Origin of the sequence: Prevotella communis, assembly GCF_022024175.1 — a bacterium.
GTDB lineage: Bacteria > Bacteroidota > Bacteroidia > Bacteroidales > Bacteroidaceae > Prevotella > Prevotella communis.
On the sequence record NZ_CP091794.1, the window covers coordinates 1319847 to 1336252 of the forward strand.

The following is a 16406-nucleotide window of genomic DNA, read 5'->3' on the forward strand; positions in this document are numbered from 1 at the left end:
CAAAGGTTTATCAGAAAAATTAAGATATTTTTGTAAATGTCACTTTGCTGCGACAGCATTCGGTGCCATCCGTGCGAACAATGCGGACGCAGTACTCGTCGTCGGCCGTATGTTCCTGATAGAAAGAGAGTTTGTCGCCAGCGTGAGCCTCGGCCACATAGGCTATTTCGAAGCGCTTGATGGCATGTGTGCGATACCAGTCGAGGTCCCAGAGGTCGAGCACGTGCTCAATGTATTTCACGGAGTTGATATGCCCGTTGATATCTACATCATTGTAAAAAGTGTCGATGGTGCGGATGAGTTCGGCGCCGTCGCTCATCTTCACGCGTCCGCCCTTGTCGATAGGACAGTCCTTATCGCTGACAATCCAGTCGTTGATGGCGCCGTTGTCTATCGAGAAGATATCCGTTGGCTGGCGCGTCTCGGTGTCGATCATGGCCCAGATAGAGCGTCCGTAGCCATAGACCTTGCCATCAACACCTGTGACGGCGAAGTTACGGCTGGTAAAATAGCGCATGGCACTCTCTACCCATGTCTCCACATTGAACTTGGTGTATTGCTGGGGCATCTCCTCCATCTCGATAGCCAGGCGCGAGAGCACCCACGAGCGGTTGATGGTCATGAGGTATTTCATACCAAAGCCACGGGCTGATGAATGGAAGTCGGCTGCATTGAGCATGTGATTGCCTAGATGACCCATAAACAGACGGCCGGAGAAGTCGCAGTGGAACGGCTCGGCCAAGAATTCGTATTTTCCTATTTTATCCATGTTTTTCATATTTTTATTTCATATTGATAAGATTCACGCTTCCCTTGTCTCCTCGCGTTCTTCGAGGAAGGCGCTGACCTGCTCCTGCATGCCGCGCGTCACGGCAATACGACCTGAGCGGGTGTACTGCAGCACGCACTCGTAGGCGTCGAGCGCGCGGAAGAGTTCGATGATATCGTCGGTCTTGCCGCTCTTCATCACAATGGTATAGGTGGGGTTCACCTCCGTGATGGTGGCGTCATAGCGACGCACGGTGCGCGAAATCTCAGGGTTGGCCAGCACCTTCTCCGTAGACAGTTTATAGAGGCCAGCCTCGCGGATAAAGAGTTGGTCGTCAGTGAAATAGTTGGCTTTCACCACGTCGATTTTCTTCTCAATCTGACGGGTGATGATTTTAATCTGGTCTTCATCGCTCCAGGCGGTGATGGTGTATTTGTGTACGCCAGGGATGCTGGAGGCCGATACGTTCAGACTCTCGATATTAACCTGACGACGGGTGAACACGGCGGTGATCTGGTTCAGGATACCTGCCACGTTCTCAGAATAGACGAGCAGGGTGTATAATTTTTTCTTGTCTTCCATATTTTAAATCTCCAATTTCATCTTATCAACATCCATACCTGGAGGCGTCATAGGCAGCACGTCATCGTCTTCCTTGATAGCACACTCCAGGATAAATGGACCATCGGTGGCAAACATCTTCTCGATGGCTGACGCCAGGTCCTTACGGTCTGTCACGGCCTGATAGGGGATGCCGTAGCCCTGAGCGATGAGCTCGTAGCAGGGATTCATCATCTTGGTGAACGACTTGCGGCGCATCCAGAACATGTCCTGCCACTGGCGTACGTTGCCCAGGTAGTGGTTGTTCATGAGAATCATCTTCACTGGCGCCTTCTGTTCCATGATGGTGCCCAGTTCCTCGATACACATCTGGAAACCACCATCGCCCATGAAGCAGCATACCTGACGATCAGGGGCACCGAAGGTGGCACCGATGGCTGCAGGCATACCATAACCCATGGTGCCAAGACCACCACTGGTGCAGATGCTGCGCTTATTGTGATACTTGAAGTAACGGGTTGCAAATAACTGGTTTTGACCAACATCCGTTACGAGTATGGCGTCTTCTTTTGCCTGCTCGGCAACAGCATTGACCACCTCGCCCATGAGCAGTGGACCCTCCTTGGGATGGATGGCCGGCTCGATGACTTTGGTACGCTCTTTCTTGTCGAGCTCATGGAAAGAGTCGCGCCACTCCTGATGACTGTTCTTGTTGACCAGCACCGTGAGGGCAGGGAGCGACTCCTTACAGTCGGCCACCACAGCCACATGGGCCTTCACGTTCTTGTCAATCTCAGAACGGTCAATATCCAGATGAATCACCTTGGCCTGTTTGGCGTAGGTCTTCAGGTTTCCTGTCACACGATCGCTGAAGCGCATGCCGATAGCGATGAGTACGTCGCACTGTTGTTCCTTCAGGTTCACGGCATAATTGCCATGCATACCCAGCATACCTACGTTGAGCGGATGATTAGAGGGCAGGGCAGAGAGTCCCAGCATGGTGCGTCCGGCAGGGATGTCGGCCTTCTCGAGGAATGCCTTCAGTTCCTCCTGCGCGTTACCCAGTTCTACGCCCTGACCCACGAGTGCCAAAGGACGCTTCGCGTTGTTGATGAGTTCGGCAGCCTGGCGAACAGCCTCGTTGTCGAGCTTAGGATAGGGCACGTAAGAACGGATAAAGTCGCATTTCTTGGGCTCCCAGTCAATCTCCTCAGTCTGTGCGTTCTTGGTGAAGTCGAGCACCACAGGACCAGGACGTCCTGTGCGCGCGATATAGAAGGCACGGCTCACAGCCCATGCCACATCGGATGCATGACGTATCTGATAGCTCCACTTGGAGATAGGCTGTGCCACGCCTACGAGGTCGACCTCCTGGAAGAAATCAGTACCCAGCGCACCTGTAGGCACCTGACCGGCAATGACTACGATAGGCGTAGAGTCCATCATGGCATCAGCGATACCTGTCAGCGTGTTGGTCACACCAGGACCACTGGTCACCAGTACCACACCAACCTCGCCACTGACGCGGGCATAGCCCTCTGCTGCGTGGGTGGCTCCCTGTTCGTGGCGCACCAGGATATGGTCGAAACATTTTTTCTCGCCTCGTGTATAGTCGTAGAGCGCGTCGTAGGTGGGCATGATACTGCCACCAGGATAGCCGAAGATGGTCTTCACGCCCTCGGCCTGTAGTGCGCGCATCAGCGCTTTTGCGCCTGTAATTCTATCTTTCAACATTTCTCTGATAAATATGTAATTTCTCCCCTCCCTCCAGGGAGGGGGCGGGGGAGAGTCTTAATCAATGATTCTAACGCCGCCCTTGTCTGCTGACGATACGCTCTGTGCATAGGCACGCAGCGCCTTGCTGACCACGCGATTGCGCTTCAGGGGCTGCTGAGGACGGGCTGCAAGTTCCTCGTCTGAGAGTCTTACGTTGATAGAACGGCTGGGGATGTCAATCTCGATGATGTCGCCATCCTTAATCTTGCCGATGTTGCCGCCAGAGGCTGCCTCGGGTGAGATATGGCCGATAGAGAGGCCGCTGGTGCCACCAGAGAAGCGTCCGTCGGTAATCAGGGCACACTCCTTACCCATATGCATAGACTTGATGTATGAGGTGGGGTAGAGCATCTCCTGCATGCCAGGACCACCCTTGGGACCTTCGTGGGTGATGACGACGCAGTCGCCTTTCTTCACCTTACCGCCAAGGATGCCCTCGCAGGCATCTTCCTGAGAGTCGAAGACCACGGCAGGACCTTCGAAATGCCACAGACTCTCGTCAACACCGGCTGTTTTTACCACACAACCGTCCTGTGCGATATTTCCGAAAAGCACAGCCAGTCCGCCATCCTTGGTGTAGGCATGTGCGATATCACGGATACAGCCATTGGCACGGTCTGTGTCGAGTGATGGATATACCTCGCTCTGTGAGCCCATCTTGGTAGAGAATCGGTTGCCTGGGGCAGAGAAGTAGATGCTAGTCTTACTAGTCTCACTAGTAATATCATAAGCCTTCATGGCCTCGCCCAGCGTCATGCCATCCACGCGAGGCGCATTGGTGCGGATAAGTCCGCCCTTGTTGAGCTCGTTCATGATGCCCAGGATGCCACCGGCACGGTTGCACTCCTGAACAGAGTATTTCTGCGTGTTGGGAGCCAGTTTGCAGAGGCAGGGCGTCTTACGACTCAGTTCATCGATATCCTTGATGGTGAAGTCGGCACCAGCCTCCTGAGCCACAGCCAGCAGATGGAGCACCGTATTGGTAGAGCCACCCATGGCGATGTCGAGGGTCATGGCATTGAGGAAAGCATCGCGCGTAGCGATATTGCGAGGCAGTACGCTCTCGTCGCCATCCTCATAGTAAGCCAGGGCATTCTTTACCACCTGACGGGCAGCAGCCTTGAAGAGTTCGATACGATTGGCGTGGGTAGCCAGGATAGTACCATTGCCTGGCAGAGAGAGGCCGATAGCCTCTGTGAGTGAGTTCATGCTGTTGGCAGTAAACATACCTGAGCATGAGCCGCATCCAGGACAGGCACAGCCTTCAATCTGAGCCATCTCCTCGTCGGATACAGAGGGGTCGGCACCCTTGATCATCGCTGTGATCAGGTCGGCATTTTCGCCACGCCATTTGCCTGCCTCCATAGGTCCGCCAGAACAGAACACGGTGGGGATGTTCAGGCGCATAGAGGCCATCAGCATGCCTGGTGTCACCTTGTCGCAGTTGGAGATGCAAATCATGGCATCTGCCTTATGGGCGTTGACCATATACTCCACAGAGTCGGCAATGATATCGCGTGAGGGCAGTGAATAGAGCATGCCATCATGTCCCATGGCGATACCATCATCAATGGCTATTGTATTGAATTCTGCTGCATAGCATCCCATGGCCTCGATTTCCTGTTTGACAATCTGACCAATCTCGTGCAGATGGGTATGACCAGGGACGAACTGGGTGAAGGAGTTGACAATGGCAATGATAGGTTTGCCGAATTGCTCACGTTTCATACCTGTTGCCACCCAAAGGGCGCGCGCTCCTGCCATACGTCTGCCTTCTGTGCAGATGCTACTTCTCAGTTGATGTTTCATAATCGTATCTTGATTTTCTTAAAGAACTGCAAAAATAAAGCATTTTCCGCAAATCACCAACACTTTCGTTAGTAAATTTGCGGAAAACTACCAAATTATAATTAAAATCAAAGATTATTCGAAAATCTGTTCAATGATTTCGTCAGCTTCACCAGGTGCGCCGTCAACGATGCGCATATCGTCCTCAGTGCTACACGGGTCAAATCCAGGGGGTAGGTCGAACTGGTCATCCTGTGAATAGGGCAGGGTGGAGTCGGCATAGATACTTTTCATGTAGAGACCGAAGATAGGCAGCGCCATGGAGGCACCCTGACCATAGGTCATGGAGTCGAAGTGGATATCGCGGTCATCACCTCCTACCCAGCAGGCAGAGACAAGTCTTGGGGCTACGCCCATAAACCATCCGTCGCTGTTGTTGGTGGTCGTACCTGTCTTACCGCCCAGCGGTGCCGTGATGTTATAGCGGAAGCGCAGGCGTCCGGCTGTACCGCCATCAACAACGGCACGAAGCATGTACAACATCTTGTCGGCTGCATCGCCACTGATAACCTCGTTTATGCGTGGCTTGAACTCGGCCAGCGTGTTGCCTTCGTTGTCCACAATCTTGGTGACATACAATGGTGCCGAACGGATACCGTGGTTGATGAAGGCGGTGTAGGCACTGGCCATCTCGGCAACGGAAATCTCGCAGGGACCAAGGCACAGTGATGGTGCCGGGTGAATCTCAGGATTGCGGATGCCGTAGTTGTGGAGCAGGGTTACAAAACCTTCCGGTGTCAGACGGTGCATCATCAAATAAGCTGATATCCAGTTGTTTGACTGCTGAAGACCCCATTTCAGGCTTACCATCTCACCATAGCGTGCACGACTGCCGTTACGTGGGGTCCATGGCTTGCCGTTGACCATATAGGTCTCCTGCACATTGGGCACCTCGTCGCAGGGCGTCATACCGTTCTCCATAGCCAGTGAATAGAGGAAGGGCTTGATGGTAGAACCTACCTGACGGCGTCCCTGTGTAGCCATGTCGTAGGCGAAATGACGGAAATTGAGTCCACCCACATAGGCCTTCACGGCACCTGTCTGGGGCTCCATGCTGAAGAAGCCTGTACGCAGGAACGACTTGTAATAGCGGATAGAGTCCATCGGTGTCATCGTGGTGTCCACCTCGCCATGGTAGGTGAAGATGGTCATGGGCACGGGCGTTGCGAAGGCACGCCTGATTTCCTCGTCACTACTGCCACTGTTCTTCATCACGCGATAGCGCTCAGACTGACGGACGTTGCGCTGCAGGATTCTCTGTATCTCGGCCTGCGTCAGATTACGAGAATAGGGCGCGTTGGGCTTGTTGCGCATGGCCTTGTTGAACTCTGGCTGCAGGTACTTCACAATATGGTCGTAGCAAGCCTGTTCGGCATACTGCTGCATGCGTGAGTCGATGGTGGTATACACCTTCAGACCATCTGTGTAGATGTTGTAGTGCTCGCCATTGCGATTCACGTTCTTGTTGCACCAGCCATACAGCGGATCCTGTTCCCAATAGAGGGAGTCCATGTAGTACTTCACGTAGTAACCGTCTGGATAGTCGGACCTTACGGGTTTCTTTGCCATCATGTAATGGGCCAGGAAATCGCGGAAATAGGTGGCTTCTCCGTCATTATGGTCAGCAACATGGAAGTTCAGGTTCAAAGGCACCTGGCAGCAACTGTCATACTCTTCCTGTGTGAGATAGTCGGCTTTCAGCATCTGGCCTAAGACGACGTTACGGCGCTCCAGTGAACGCTCGGGGTATCGCACAGGATTGAAATACGAGGGGTTCTTACAGAGGCCTACCAGTGTGGCACTCTCAGTAATCGTCAGTTCTGATGGCTCTTTTGAAAAATAGGTGTTGGCTGCAGTCTTGATACCCACCGCATTATGGAGGAAGTCGAAGTAGTTGAGATACATGGTGATAATCTCGTCCTTCGTGTAGTTTTTCTCCAGCTTCACGGCGATAACCCACTCAATGGGCTTCTGCAGGGCACGCTCCATCGTAGAATGGGCTGTCTCTGAGAAGAGCTGTTTGGCCAACTGCTGTGTAATGGTAGAACCACCACCGGCTGCTTTCTGACCCATGACGCCACGTTTGATGATGGCACGCCCCAGGGCGTAGAAGTCGATGCCGGAATGCTCATAGAAACGGGCGTCCTCAGTGGCCACAAGGGCTTGGATGAGCGACGGCGCTATCTCTGAGTAGTTTACCATGACACGGTTTTCACGGCTAATGCTCCATGTACCAAGCAGTTTTCCATCTGAGGAATATACCTGTGTGGCATAACGGTTGATGGGGTTCTGCAGGTCCTCGATAGGAGGCATGTAGCCTATCTTTCCTTCGGATATAGCCCAGAAACACACTGCTGCGCCGATGACAACAACGGCGAGCAGTGTCCATAGGAATCCGATAAACCATTTTCTCATATGCAATGGTGCTGTTTATTCCTCTTCTGGTGTGATGAGTTTATAACCTTTACCGTGGATATTGATGATTTCAATCTGTGGGTCATCTTTCAGATGCTTGCGCAACTTGGTGATATACACATCCATAGAACGGGCATTGAAGTAGTTGTCGTCAATCCAGATGGTCTTCAGGGCGAAGTCGCGCTGCAGGATCTCGTTGGCGTGTGAGCAGAGCAGAGCCAGGAGCTCATTCTCCTTGGTGGTCAACTTGGTCTGCTGGTCGCCGATGGTGAGCAACTGCTTCTGGGTGTCGAACACGAAGTTGCCGATGCGGTAAATGGTAGACTCCTTGTTCTTCTTACCACGAACGCGGCGCAGGATGGCCTCAATACGGAATACGAGCTCCTCCATAGAGAAGGGCTTGGTGATATAGTCGTCGGCACCCAGTTTGAAACCTTCCAGGATATCTTCCTTCAGGGTCTTGGCGGTGAGGAAGATGATGGGGATTTCGGCGTTGGCGGTGCGGATCTCCTGAGCCAGTGTGAAACCGTCTTTCTTGGGCATCATCACGTCGAGCACACAGATATCGAACTTGGTCTTTGTGAAAGCCTTGAAACCGGCTTCTCCATCAGGGCAGAGCTCGGCCTCATAGCCTTTGGCTGCCAGATATTCACGCAACAACATGCCGAGGTTCTCGTCGTCCTCGCAAAGCAAGATTTTTAGTCTGTCTTCCATAATTCTAAATGTTTAAATGATTAATATTCTAATTGTTTAATTCTCTTGCAAAATAGGGAGCTTGACAGTGAACTTGGTGCCTTTGCCCAACTCACTCTCGCACTTGATCTCTCCGTCGTGCAGGTTGATAATCTCCTTCACGTAGGCTAGACCTAGTCCAAAGCCTTTCACATCGTGTACATTACCTGTATGGACGCGGTAGAATTTGTCGAAGACTTTCTTTACGTTCTCTTTCTTGATGCCTTGGCCGTCGTCGCTGATGGAGAAGCAGAGGTGATCGCCCTCGTTCCATGTGCGGATATGGATATTGACGGGCTGGTCTGCCTTACGATATTTCACGGCATTGTCCAACAGGTTGGTGATGGCATTCTGGAAGTGCACCTCGTCCACGAAGATGGCAGAGTCAACGGCTTCTATCTCGGTGTTGATCTTGCCGCCTGTATGTTCTACGCGGAGATTAAAGGTTGCAGCAGTCTGCTCCAGGAGTTCGTTGAGGTCGAGCTCTTTCTTCTTGAAGGAGGTCGACTTTCTGTCGAACATGGACATCTGCAGCACTTTTTCTACGAGGAAACGCAGACGGCGCGACTCGTCGCCAATCACGGTGCTGAGGTGCTTCATCATTGTAGGACTCTTCGTAACTGACTCATCACCAAGCATCTGAGCGGCCAGTGAGATACTGCTGATAGGGGTCTTCAACTCATGGGTCATGTTGTTGATGAAGTCGTTCTTGATCTCTGTGTAACGCTTCTGACGGAAGATGACCACGATGGTGAAGATGAATGTGAGCAGCAGGACGATGGTGAAAATCACGGCAGGAATCATGAACCGTACACTGGAATAGATGTATGAGTCCATGTCTGGGAAGTGAATCCTGACAACGCCTCGCTTGTTGATGGCATCGTTGTGGAACAGGGTTTGTGAATAGCTCCACTGTTCACCTTTCTCGTTATATTCGGGACAACGGTAAATCTCACGTCCGTCGGCAGTAGATACTGTCAGGTGGTAGGGGATGTCGATACCGTTGTTCTGCAGTTCGTTGCGGATATCCTGGTCCAGGAGCTTGAAATTGATGCGCTCCTTCAGGGGCTTCTCACTGGCTGTATACAATATATTATATACGACCTCGTCGAGCAGGGCTTTCTGATAGACATAGCGATTGCGCACAATCTCCTGAAGCGATTTCGTAGCTTCCGACAACTGGTCCTTGTCTGTACGCATCATCATGGCCTTGGGCACATTGGCTGGCTTGGTGGCGAAGGTCTTCAGCTCAAACTCTGAATAGAAGGTGCCGTCCTCTGCTGATACGGAGAACTGATGGGCGTGCTGGATGCTGCCATCAAGTCCGTTGACAATGACGGAATCCTGTGAATAGGCTCTGCGCTCAACGTCGTTGACGTCTTTCTCAAGGTAGCGCAGCGTCTCGTTAAGCTCCAGATTCCTGGAGGCTTGATAAAGACTTCTGTTGACGCTCTCATCAAATTGTTCTTTCTTCATCTTGGCAATCTCTTCGATGTAAGAGATCTGCATGTAGAGTAATCCCAGGAAGGAAAGACCCATGATGATTGCTATGACCCATATCGTTGATTTCTTCATCTTCTTATTTTCTTGATTCGATGTCGCAAAGATAGGAAGTTTTTAAATACAACGGTATTTTTGGTTAATTGATTTTGTTAATATTTTGAGTATTTAACAATAAATTATTTGTGTAATTAAAAATATTGAATTATAAAGTGTCGTTTTGCTCAGCGTATGCAATGCTCGCTAACGAATTCTTCCCACTGTCCCTGATAGCCGTTGAATACGTTCAGGTCCACATGTCCCTGGATGCCTTTCACATAGCCGTCGGCGCTGAGTTGCCACAATGACAGATGGATGTCGGGTTTGTACTCGCCATAGCGCGCAATCCAGAAATGATAGTCTTTCTTCAGGTCTGGGGCATAGTCCAGCCAAGTGTTGACAAAGCGCTGGTTGATATACAGCAGTGGACGGACGCCCAGTCGTCTCTCTACAACCTTCAGGAAGGTACGGATATTCTTGAATAGTATCTCAGGACCGCCCATCTGCTTGATCATGGCATCACTGGGTTCTATGTCGAGCATTGGGGGCAGGTCGCCACGCTTAAAACTGGTATGTCTCAGGAAATGATTGGCCTGAGCTGTGGGATCCTGGCGGGTGGAGAAGAAATGATAGGCTCCAACGGGAATCTTGTTGAGATGACAACTCCTATAGTCGTTCGCGTAATAGCGATTCAGGATTGAGATGCCTTCCGTTGATTTGATATAGACAAACGAAACGGGATAGTCCACCTCGCCATTGACGCGATTGGTGCTGATACGGCGTCCCAGTCCCTTGATGCGTAGCTGCTTCCAGTTGATATTGAAGCGCTTACGCCCTTGTTCATGCTGGTAGCGCGAGATGTCGATACCATAGATGCGCTCTGTGGTATATACCATTCTTTCGCCCATATAGCGGTCTTTCTTCCAGATGCCGGCTTTCAGGAAATCGGGTGATACGCAGAAACCGAAGCCATGACGTCTGTCCATCTCCCAGTGACCTTCGTAGTATTGATAGTCGGCCGACTGGTAGGAACCGTGTCCACTGGCCATCATGTGTCTGTCGAACTGGCCTGCATAGGTGCCGTGGGCGTCAATGCGGATGCCGTACATCAGTGTGTCGGCATGAAACTGACCTATGATAATGCGACCATACATATCTTTTGTCAGGCATTTCCCTTCGCGGGGATAGTCTTTCAGATGCAGGAAACTGGTCATCGTCAGTTTGCCTTTTGGCATATAGGCAGCTAAGGTGGAGTCACCCTTTTCAGCATAACGGGCAACCATATCAAAACCTTCGTCCTGGACGGAGTGGCGTTGTAGGTAATAAGTGAGCTCGTTTTGTATCTGTTGGTGTTTTGTACTAAACGAACTGATAGCTAATATGATGGATAATAAGTAGTGCATAATCAGGCGCGTTGATTCGCCTCCCAGGATAATAATGCTTTAATAAATGTTTCGTATGGGTTGTTGCGGAATTTCTTGGCTTTTGTCGCTTCTATTAATGTGTAGATTAAATAGATGAGCGTGCAGAGCAGGAAACCTGACGAATAGGCGTAGAGTGCTGTGTTTGAACCTCTTACTAAAAGACTGAACAATGCCACAGGGATGATAAATGCCAATCCCAGGATGATGTAGCGACGGGTACGCCAGGAGTCCTTGAAGTCCTCGAATTTCTGTTTCTTCTCCAGATAATCCTCGAAGGCTTTCTCCGTGATGTGGTAGTTTTCTATTCTGGGCAGGGTGGGGTCGTCCTTGTGGTCTGTACGGATATCCCAGATGTGTCCCTGGATAGATTCTAAGGATATGTGGTCTATATATGAACGGTCTATCTGAAACATAATATTAAAATTTAAGCCCCCTGATGGCTCAGGGGGCTTTTATTGTTTAGCAAAGTCTGCGAGAGCCATCGCCAATGACTACGTCATAAACCTTGGGCTCATGGCCATACTTGGTGTTGAACTTCTGTTTGGCAGTCTCGACGAACTGCTTATACAGGTCATTGCGTACCAGGTTGATGGTGCAGCCACCGAAGCCGCCGCCCATGATACGGGAACCGGTAACGCCGCATTCCTTGGCGATATCGTTCAGGAAGTCGAGTTCCTCACAAGAAACCTCGTAGTCTTTTGACAGACCTTCATGTGTCTTGTACATCAACTCGCCCACCTTCTCGTAGTCGCCTTCGTTCAGGGCATCGCAGACTGCCAGTACGCGGTCCTTCTCGCCAAGCACGAACTTAGCGCGCTTGTAGTCCTCTTCACCAACCTCGGCCTTCACCTCTTCGAGCTGCTCCCATGTGCAGTCGCGCAGGGTCTCAAACTTGCCCTCGGGGTGCTTAGCCTGGATGTGCTTCACCACGTTCTCGCATGAGTTGCGACGATCGTTGTAGGGTGAGCCAGCCAACTGGTGCTTCACTACAGAGTCGAGCAATACCAGACGATAGCCATCGGGCTTGAATGGGAAATACTCGAACTCACGACTGCGACAGTCAAGGCGCATCAGACAGCCTGCCTTGCCGAATACAGAGGCAAACTGGTCCATGATACCGCAGTTCACGCCGCAGTAGTTGTGCTCTGTTGCCTGACCAGCCAGCACCATGTCCCATTGAGAGACCTTGTTGTCGCCGAAGATGTCGTTGAGGCCACAGGCAAAGCAGCTTTCCATGGCAGCACTTGAAGACATACCGGCACCGAGGGGTACATCACCAGCAAAGGCAATGTTGAAACCCTTCACGGGAACACCCAACTTCTTCATTTCCAATGCGATGCCGTAGATGTAGCGGGCCCAGGAAGCCTTGGGACCTGCAGGGTCGCTCAACTTGAAGTCCACACGGTCCTTCAGGTCGATAGCATAGGCCATCACGGTGTCTTCTGTGTCGTTGGCGCGCATTTCAGCGATTACTCCTTTGTCTACCGCGCCAGGGAAGACAAATCCGCCGTTATAGTCAGTATGTTCACCAATCAGGTTGATACGGCCAGGAGATGCATAGACATTTCCTGTCTTTCCGTCAAAGTGCTTGATGAAGCGACTTCTTACAAATTCAATATCCATAGATGTATTTTAGTTCTGTTTTATTTGACAACGCCAAACTTGTAAATTGTCTTCTGCTTGTAACGCTCACCTGGATTCAGGATAACGCTGGGGAAGTAGGGACGGTTGGGAGAGTCGGGGAAGTGCTGTGCCTCCAGACATACTGCTGAACGGCGGGGGAAGGTCGCACCGTTAGCTCCCTTGTAACCATTCAGGTAGTTACCTGTGTAGAGCTGCATACCAGGCTCTGTGGTGTAGCACTCCAGCGTACGTCCGCTCTTGGGTTCTATCAGACGTACGGCGAAACTCAACTCACCCTCTTCCTGCTTGTTCAGTACGTAGTTGTGGTCATAGCCCTTACCAAACTTAATTTGCTCATTGTCTGCATCAATCTCCTTGCCGATAGCCTTGGGCTGACGGAAATCGAATGGTGTGCCTTCTACCTTCAGGATCTCACCTGTAGGAATGGCTGTTGCGTCGGTGGGCAGATAGAAGTCTGCGTTAATCTCGCAAACCAGATCGTCTACTGTAGGAGTAGGATCGGCTGTACCTGCCAATGAGAAGAAAGCGTGGTGTGTCAGGTTGACAACGGTCTTCTTGTTGGTGGTAGCCAGATACTCCAATACGAGTTCATTGTTATCTGTGAAGGTGAATTCTACTGTGACGTCGAGCTCGCCTGTGTAGCCCTCTTCACCGTATGAAGAAACACGGTGCAAAGCCAGTGAACGTGGACCCATCTGACGGGCATCCCATACCTTTGCGTTGAATCCCTTCAGACCGCCGTGCAGGTGGTTAGGACCATCGTTGAGTGCTACCTGATACTCTTTGCCGTTCAGGATGAACGTACCTTTGCAGATACGGTTACCCCAACGACCAATCAGTGTTGAAAGGTATGGTTCGTTTCCACTCATAAGCTGCTGGATATTGGCGTGTCCCTGAATGACGTTGCCAACGTTGCCGTCTTTGTCGGGAACCATGATGGCACAGATAGCACCGCCATAGTTTGAGATAGCTACTTCGTAACCCTTGCGGTTGCGTAAAATGTAAAGGTCGGTTTTCTTACCATTAATTGTGGTCTGGAAGTCTTCGCGCTTCAGACCACACAGATTCGCATTTTCTGTTGTGTTCGCCATAATGTTTGTTTTTAGTTACGAATTAATTATTCCTTTTGCAAAGTAACAAAAAAATACCGACTTGTGCAAACAAATCGGTAAAAATTTGGTGTTAAAAACAACTAAATGCGCGATTTCATAAAGTCTGATACCACATACGTACTGCCGCCTACAAAGATAAAGTCCTCATTGGTAGCACCTTGCATGGCTGCCTGGTATGCTTCCTCTACTGTGGGGTAACATTCGCCTTTCAGACCGAATTGGTCGCCGAATATCTTCAGAGAGGTCTCAGGGAAAGCACGCTTCGTACTTCCTTTAGTATAATAATAGGTGGCGTTTTTGGGGAGCAGTGACATCACGGTATAGATGTCCTTGTCCTCCACCAGTCCGAAAACGATGCGCAGTTCGCGGCATTTCGTGTTCTCAAGTTGCTTGCCCAGGTATTCCCAAGCGCCGGGATTATGACCTGTGTCACATACCACGGTGGGATTCTGTCGGATAATCTGCCAGCGTGCCATCAGTCCCGTGATGTTTGTCACATTCTTGAAGGCATTTTCTATCTCAGAGATGGTATTCTCGTTGTGCCCGCTTTCCGGGTAGGCCGACATGTATCCCAGTTTCTCCAACTGATGCATGGTTTCCAGAACCGTTTTCATGTTCTTTGGCTGGAACGATCCTGACAGTTCGCAAAGGAAGTCGCCGTAGTGCTTTGTATGATATTTGATGCCTGAACCGTTGGGCTCTTCTTCCCACGAGATTACTTCATCCTGTTCTTCAGCGTAGGTAATCGGTGAGTGGGCCTCTGCTGCCAGTGTGTCGAACACGGCTTTTGTCTCAGCTGTCGACTCGCCTATGACCACGGGAATGCCGCGTTTGATGATACCGCCTTTCTCTATCGCAATCTGTTCCAGACTGTTACCGAGTAATTGGGTGTGGTCCAGTGAGATGTTGGTGATTACGGATAGGATAGGGGTGATGATGTTCGTGCAGTCCAAGCGTCCGCCCAGGCCTACCTCTACAACGGCGATATCTACGTCCATCTCCTTGAAATACTTGAAAGCCATTGCTGTGGCTATCTCAAAGAAGGTGGGGTTGAATGATTCGAAGAATGATTTCTCTGTTTCCACAAACTTCGTGACATAGTCCTCGCTGATAGGTGTACCGTTCACGCGGATACGCTCCTTGAAGTCAATGATGTGGGGCGAAGTGTAGAGTCCTACTTTGTAGCCGCATGTCTGCAACTGGGCAGCCAACATGTTTGACACGGAGCCCTTGCCGTTTGTTCCTGCAATATGGATACTACGGAAGTGCTCGTGCGGATGACCGAAGTGCTCGTTCAGTTTCAGGGTGTTTTCCAGCCCCTCTTTGTAGCCGCCAACACCTTGATGTTCAAAATTCGATGTCTTGCAGAACAAATATTCTGTTGCTTCTTGGTAGGTCATGAGAGTTGAAATTTAATTGAAGTAGTTCTTGAAACGTTGGAAGATGCTCTCTTTCGTTTGGTTGTCGCCTTTGAAGTTGTCACTGCCAACAAAGCTCTCGATGGCTTTCTTCTCTTCGCGCGAGAGTGTCTTTGGTACGTACACACTGATATTGACCACCAAGTCGCCGCGTCCGCTTCCGTATCCCTGAACAGCAGGCAGTCCCTTGCTTCTCAGGCGCATGGTCTTACCAGGCTGTGTGCCGTTCTCAATTTTAATCTTCAGATTATTGCCCTCGATGGTGGGGATATCTACCTCACCTCCAAGTGCTGCTGTTGGGAAGTCGAGCAAGAGGTTGTATATCAAATCGTTACCGTCTCTGACAAAAAGCTTGTGGTCTTCCTCTTCAATATATACCTGGATGTCACCGGCAACGCCTCCGCGATGGCCGGCATTACCCTTTCCTGGTACGTTGACTACCATGCCTTCGGCTACACCAGCGGGGATATTGATTTCTACTACTTCCTCACCCTTGGTCACACCAGTGCCACTACAATGCGGACACTTGTTCTTGATAATCTGCCCCTCACCCTGACAGGTAGGACATACACCTTGTGTCTGCATCATACCAAAGATGCTCTGTGTGGTGTGGGTGATAACGCCTGAACCATGACAGGTAGGACAGGTCTCTCTGCCACTACCGTCGGCAGCACCTGTGCCGTGACAGTGTGAGCAGGTGGTATCTTTTCTAACCTTGAATTTCTTGGTAACACCCTGATTGATCTCTTCCAGCGTGAGGCGTACCTTTAGTCGCAGGTCGCTGCCTCTGTGCTGCTGAGGGCGTCCACCGCGTCCGCCGAAGCCTCCGAATCCGTGTCCGCCAAAGATATCACCAAACATAGAGAAGATGTCGTCCATATTCATAGACGCACCGCCGAAGCCTCCAAAGCCTCCTGATCCGCCACCCATAGGTCCGTTGAAACCAAACTGGTCGTACTGCTGACGCTTCTGTGGGTCGTGCAGGATGTTGTAGGCTTCTGCGGCCTCCTTGAACTTCTCCTCTGCCTGTTTGTCGCCAGGGTTACGGTCGGGGTGATACTTGATGGCAATTTTTCTGTATGCCTTCTTAATCTCTTCTTCCGAGGCCGTCTTCTCTACACCAAGTACCTCGTAGTAGTCTCTTTTTTGTGCCATTAATTGTCAGATC

Annotated in this window: 13 protein-coding genes; all 13 read right to left on the reverse strand. The window is 50.9% G+C overall.

Annotated elements, in window-relative coordinates; all coding sequences use genetic code 11:
* Nucleotides 1–19: 19 nt before the first annotated feature.
* The 13 genes from L6466_RS05265 to dnaJ all read right to left on the reverse strand — a co-directional run bounded on the left by L6466_RS05265 (nucleotide 20) and on the right by dnaJ (nucleotide 16393).
* Entirely contained in the window at nucleotides 20–778 is a 759-nt protein-coding gene (locus L6466_RS05265; protein WP_091817375.1) for an acyl-[acyl-carrier-protein] thioesterase, read from the reverse strand.
* A gap of 24 nt (nucleotides 779–802) precedes the next feature.
* Nucleotides 803–1351 (reverse strand): acetolactate synthase small subunit, encoded by a 549-nt coding sequence (ilvN, locus tag L6466_RS05270; protein ID WP_091817378.1) that lies wholly within the window; start codon nucleotides 1349–1351, stop codon nucleotides 803–805.
* Between the two features lie 3 nt (nucleotides 1352–1354).
* A complete protein-coding gene (gene ilvB, locus L6466_RS05275; protein ID WP_237803539.1) occupies nucleotides 1355–3064 on the reverse strand; it encodes a biosynthetic-type acetolactate synthase large subunit in 1710 nt (569 codons plus the stop codon).
* Nucleotides 3065–3121: 57 nt separating this feature from the next.
* A complete protein-coding gene (gene ilvD / locus L6466_RS05280; protein ID WP_091817383.1) occupies nucleotides 3122–4915 on the reverse strand; it encodes a dihydroxy-acid dehydratase in 1794 nt (597 codons plus the stop codon).
* Nucleotides 4916–5029: 114 nt separating this feature from the next.
* A complete protein-coding gene (locus tag L6466_RS05285; protein WP_237803538.1) occupies nucleotides 5030–7369 on the reverse strand; it encodes a transglycosylase domain-containing protein in 2340 nt (779 codons plus the stop codon).
* 15 nt (nucleotides 7370–7384) lie between these two features.
* A complete protein-coding gene (gene rprY, locus L6466_RS05290) occupies nucleotides 7385–8083 on the reverse strand; it encodes a response regulator transcription factor RprY (protein WP_091817388.1) in 699 nt (232 codons plus the stop codon).
* A gap of 36 nt (nucleotides 8084–8119) precedes the next feature.
* Nucleotides 8120–9676, reverse strand: a complete 1557-nt coding sequence (locus L6466_RS05295) for a sensor histidine kinase (protein ID WP_237803537.1) — start codon at nucleotides 9674–9676, stop codon at nucleotides 8120–8122.
* A gap of 149 nt (nucleotides 9677–9825) precedes the next feature.
* Nucleotides 9826–11043, reverse strand: a complete 1218-nt coding sequence (locus L6466_RS05300) for a GH25 family lysozyme (protein WP_091817392.1) — start codon at nucleotides 11041–11043, stop codon at nucleotides 9826–9828.
* A 2-nt stretch (nucleotides 11044–11045) separates the two neighbouring features.
* Nucleotides 11046–11477: a hypothetical protein gene (locus L6466_RS05305; protein ID WP_091817395.1), complete on the reverse strand. Its 432-nt coding sequence runs from the start codon at nucleotides 11475–11477 to the stop codon at nucleotides 11046–11048.
* A gap of 46 nt (nucleotides 11478–11523) precedes the next feature.
* Nucleotides 11524–12687 carry a galactokinase gene (gene galK / locus L6466_RS05310; RefSeq protein WP_091817397.1) on the reverse strand — a complete coding sequence of 388 codons (1164 nt, stop codon included), beginning with the start codon at nucleotides 12685–12687 and terminating at the stop codon, nucleotides 11524–11526.
* Between the two features lie 20 nt (nucleotides 12688–12707).
* Nucleotides 12708–13799, reverse strand: a complete 1092-nt coding sequence (locus L6466_RS05315) for an aldose epimerase family protein (protein ID WP_237803536.1) — start codon at nucleotides 13797–13799, stop codon at nucleotides 12708–12710.
* Nucleotides 13800–13900: 101 nt separating this feature from the next.
* Nucleotides 13901–15220, reverse strand: a complete 1320-nt coding sequence (locus L6466_RS05320; protein ID WP_091817402.1) for a bifunctional folylpolyglutamate synthase/dihydrofolate synthase — start codon at nucleotides 15218–15220, stop codon at nucleotides 13901–13903.
* A 12-nt stretch (nucleotides 15221–15232) separates the two neighbouring features.
* Complete coding sequence (dnaJ, locus tag L6466_RS05325) at nucleotides 15233–16393, reverse strand: molecular chaperone DnaJ (RefSeq protein WP_091817405.1); 1161 nt, start codon at nucleotides 16391–16393, stop codon at nucleotides 15233–15235.
* Nucleotides 16394–16406: the final 13 nt, after the last annotated feature.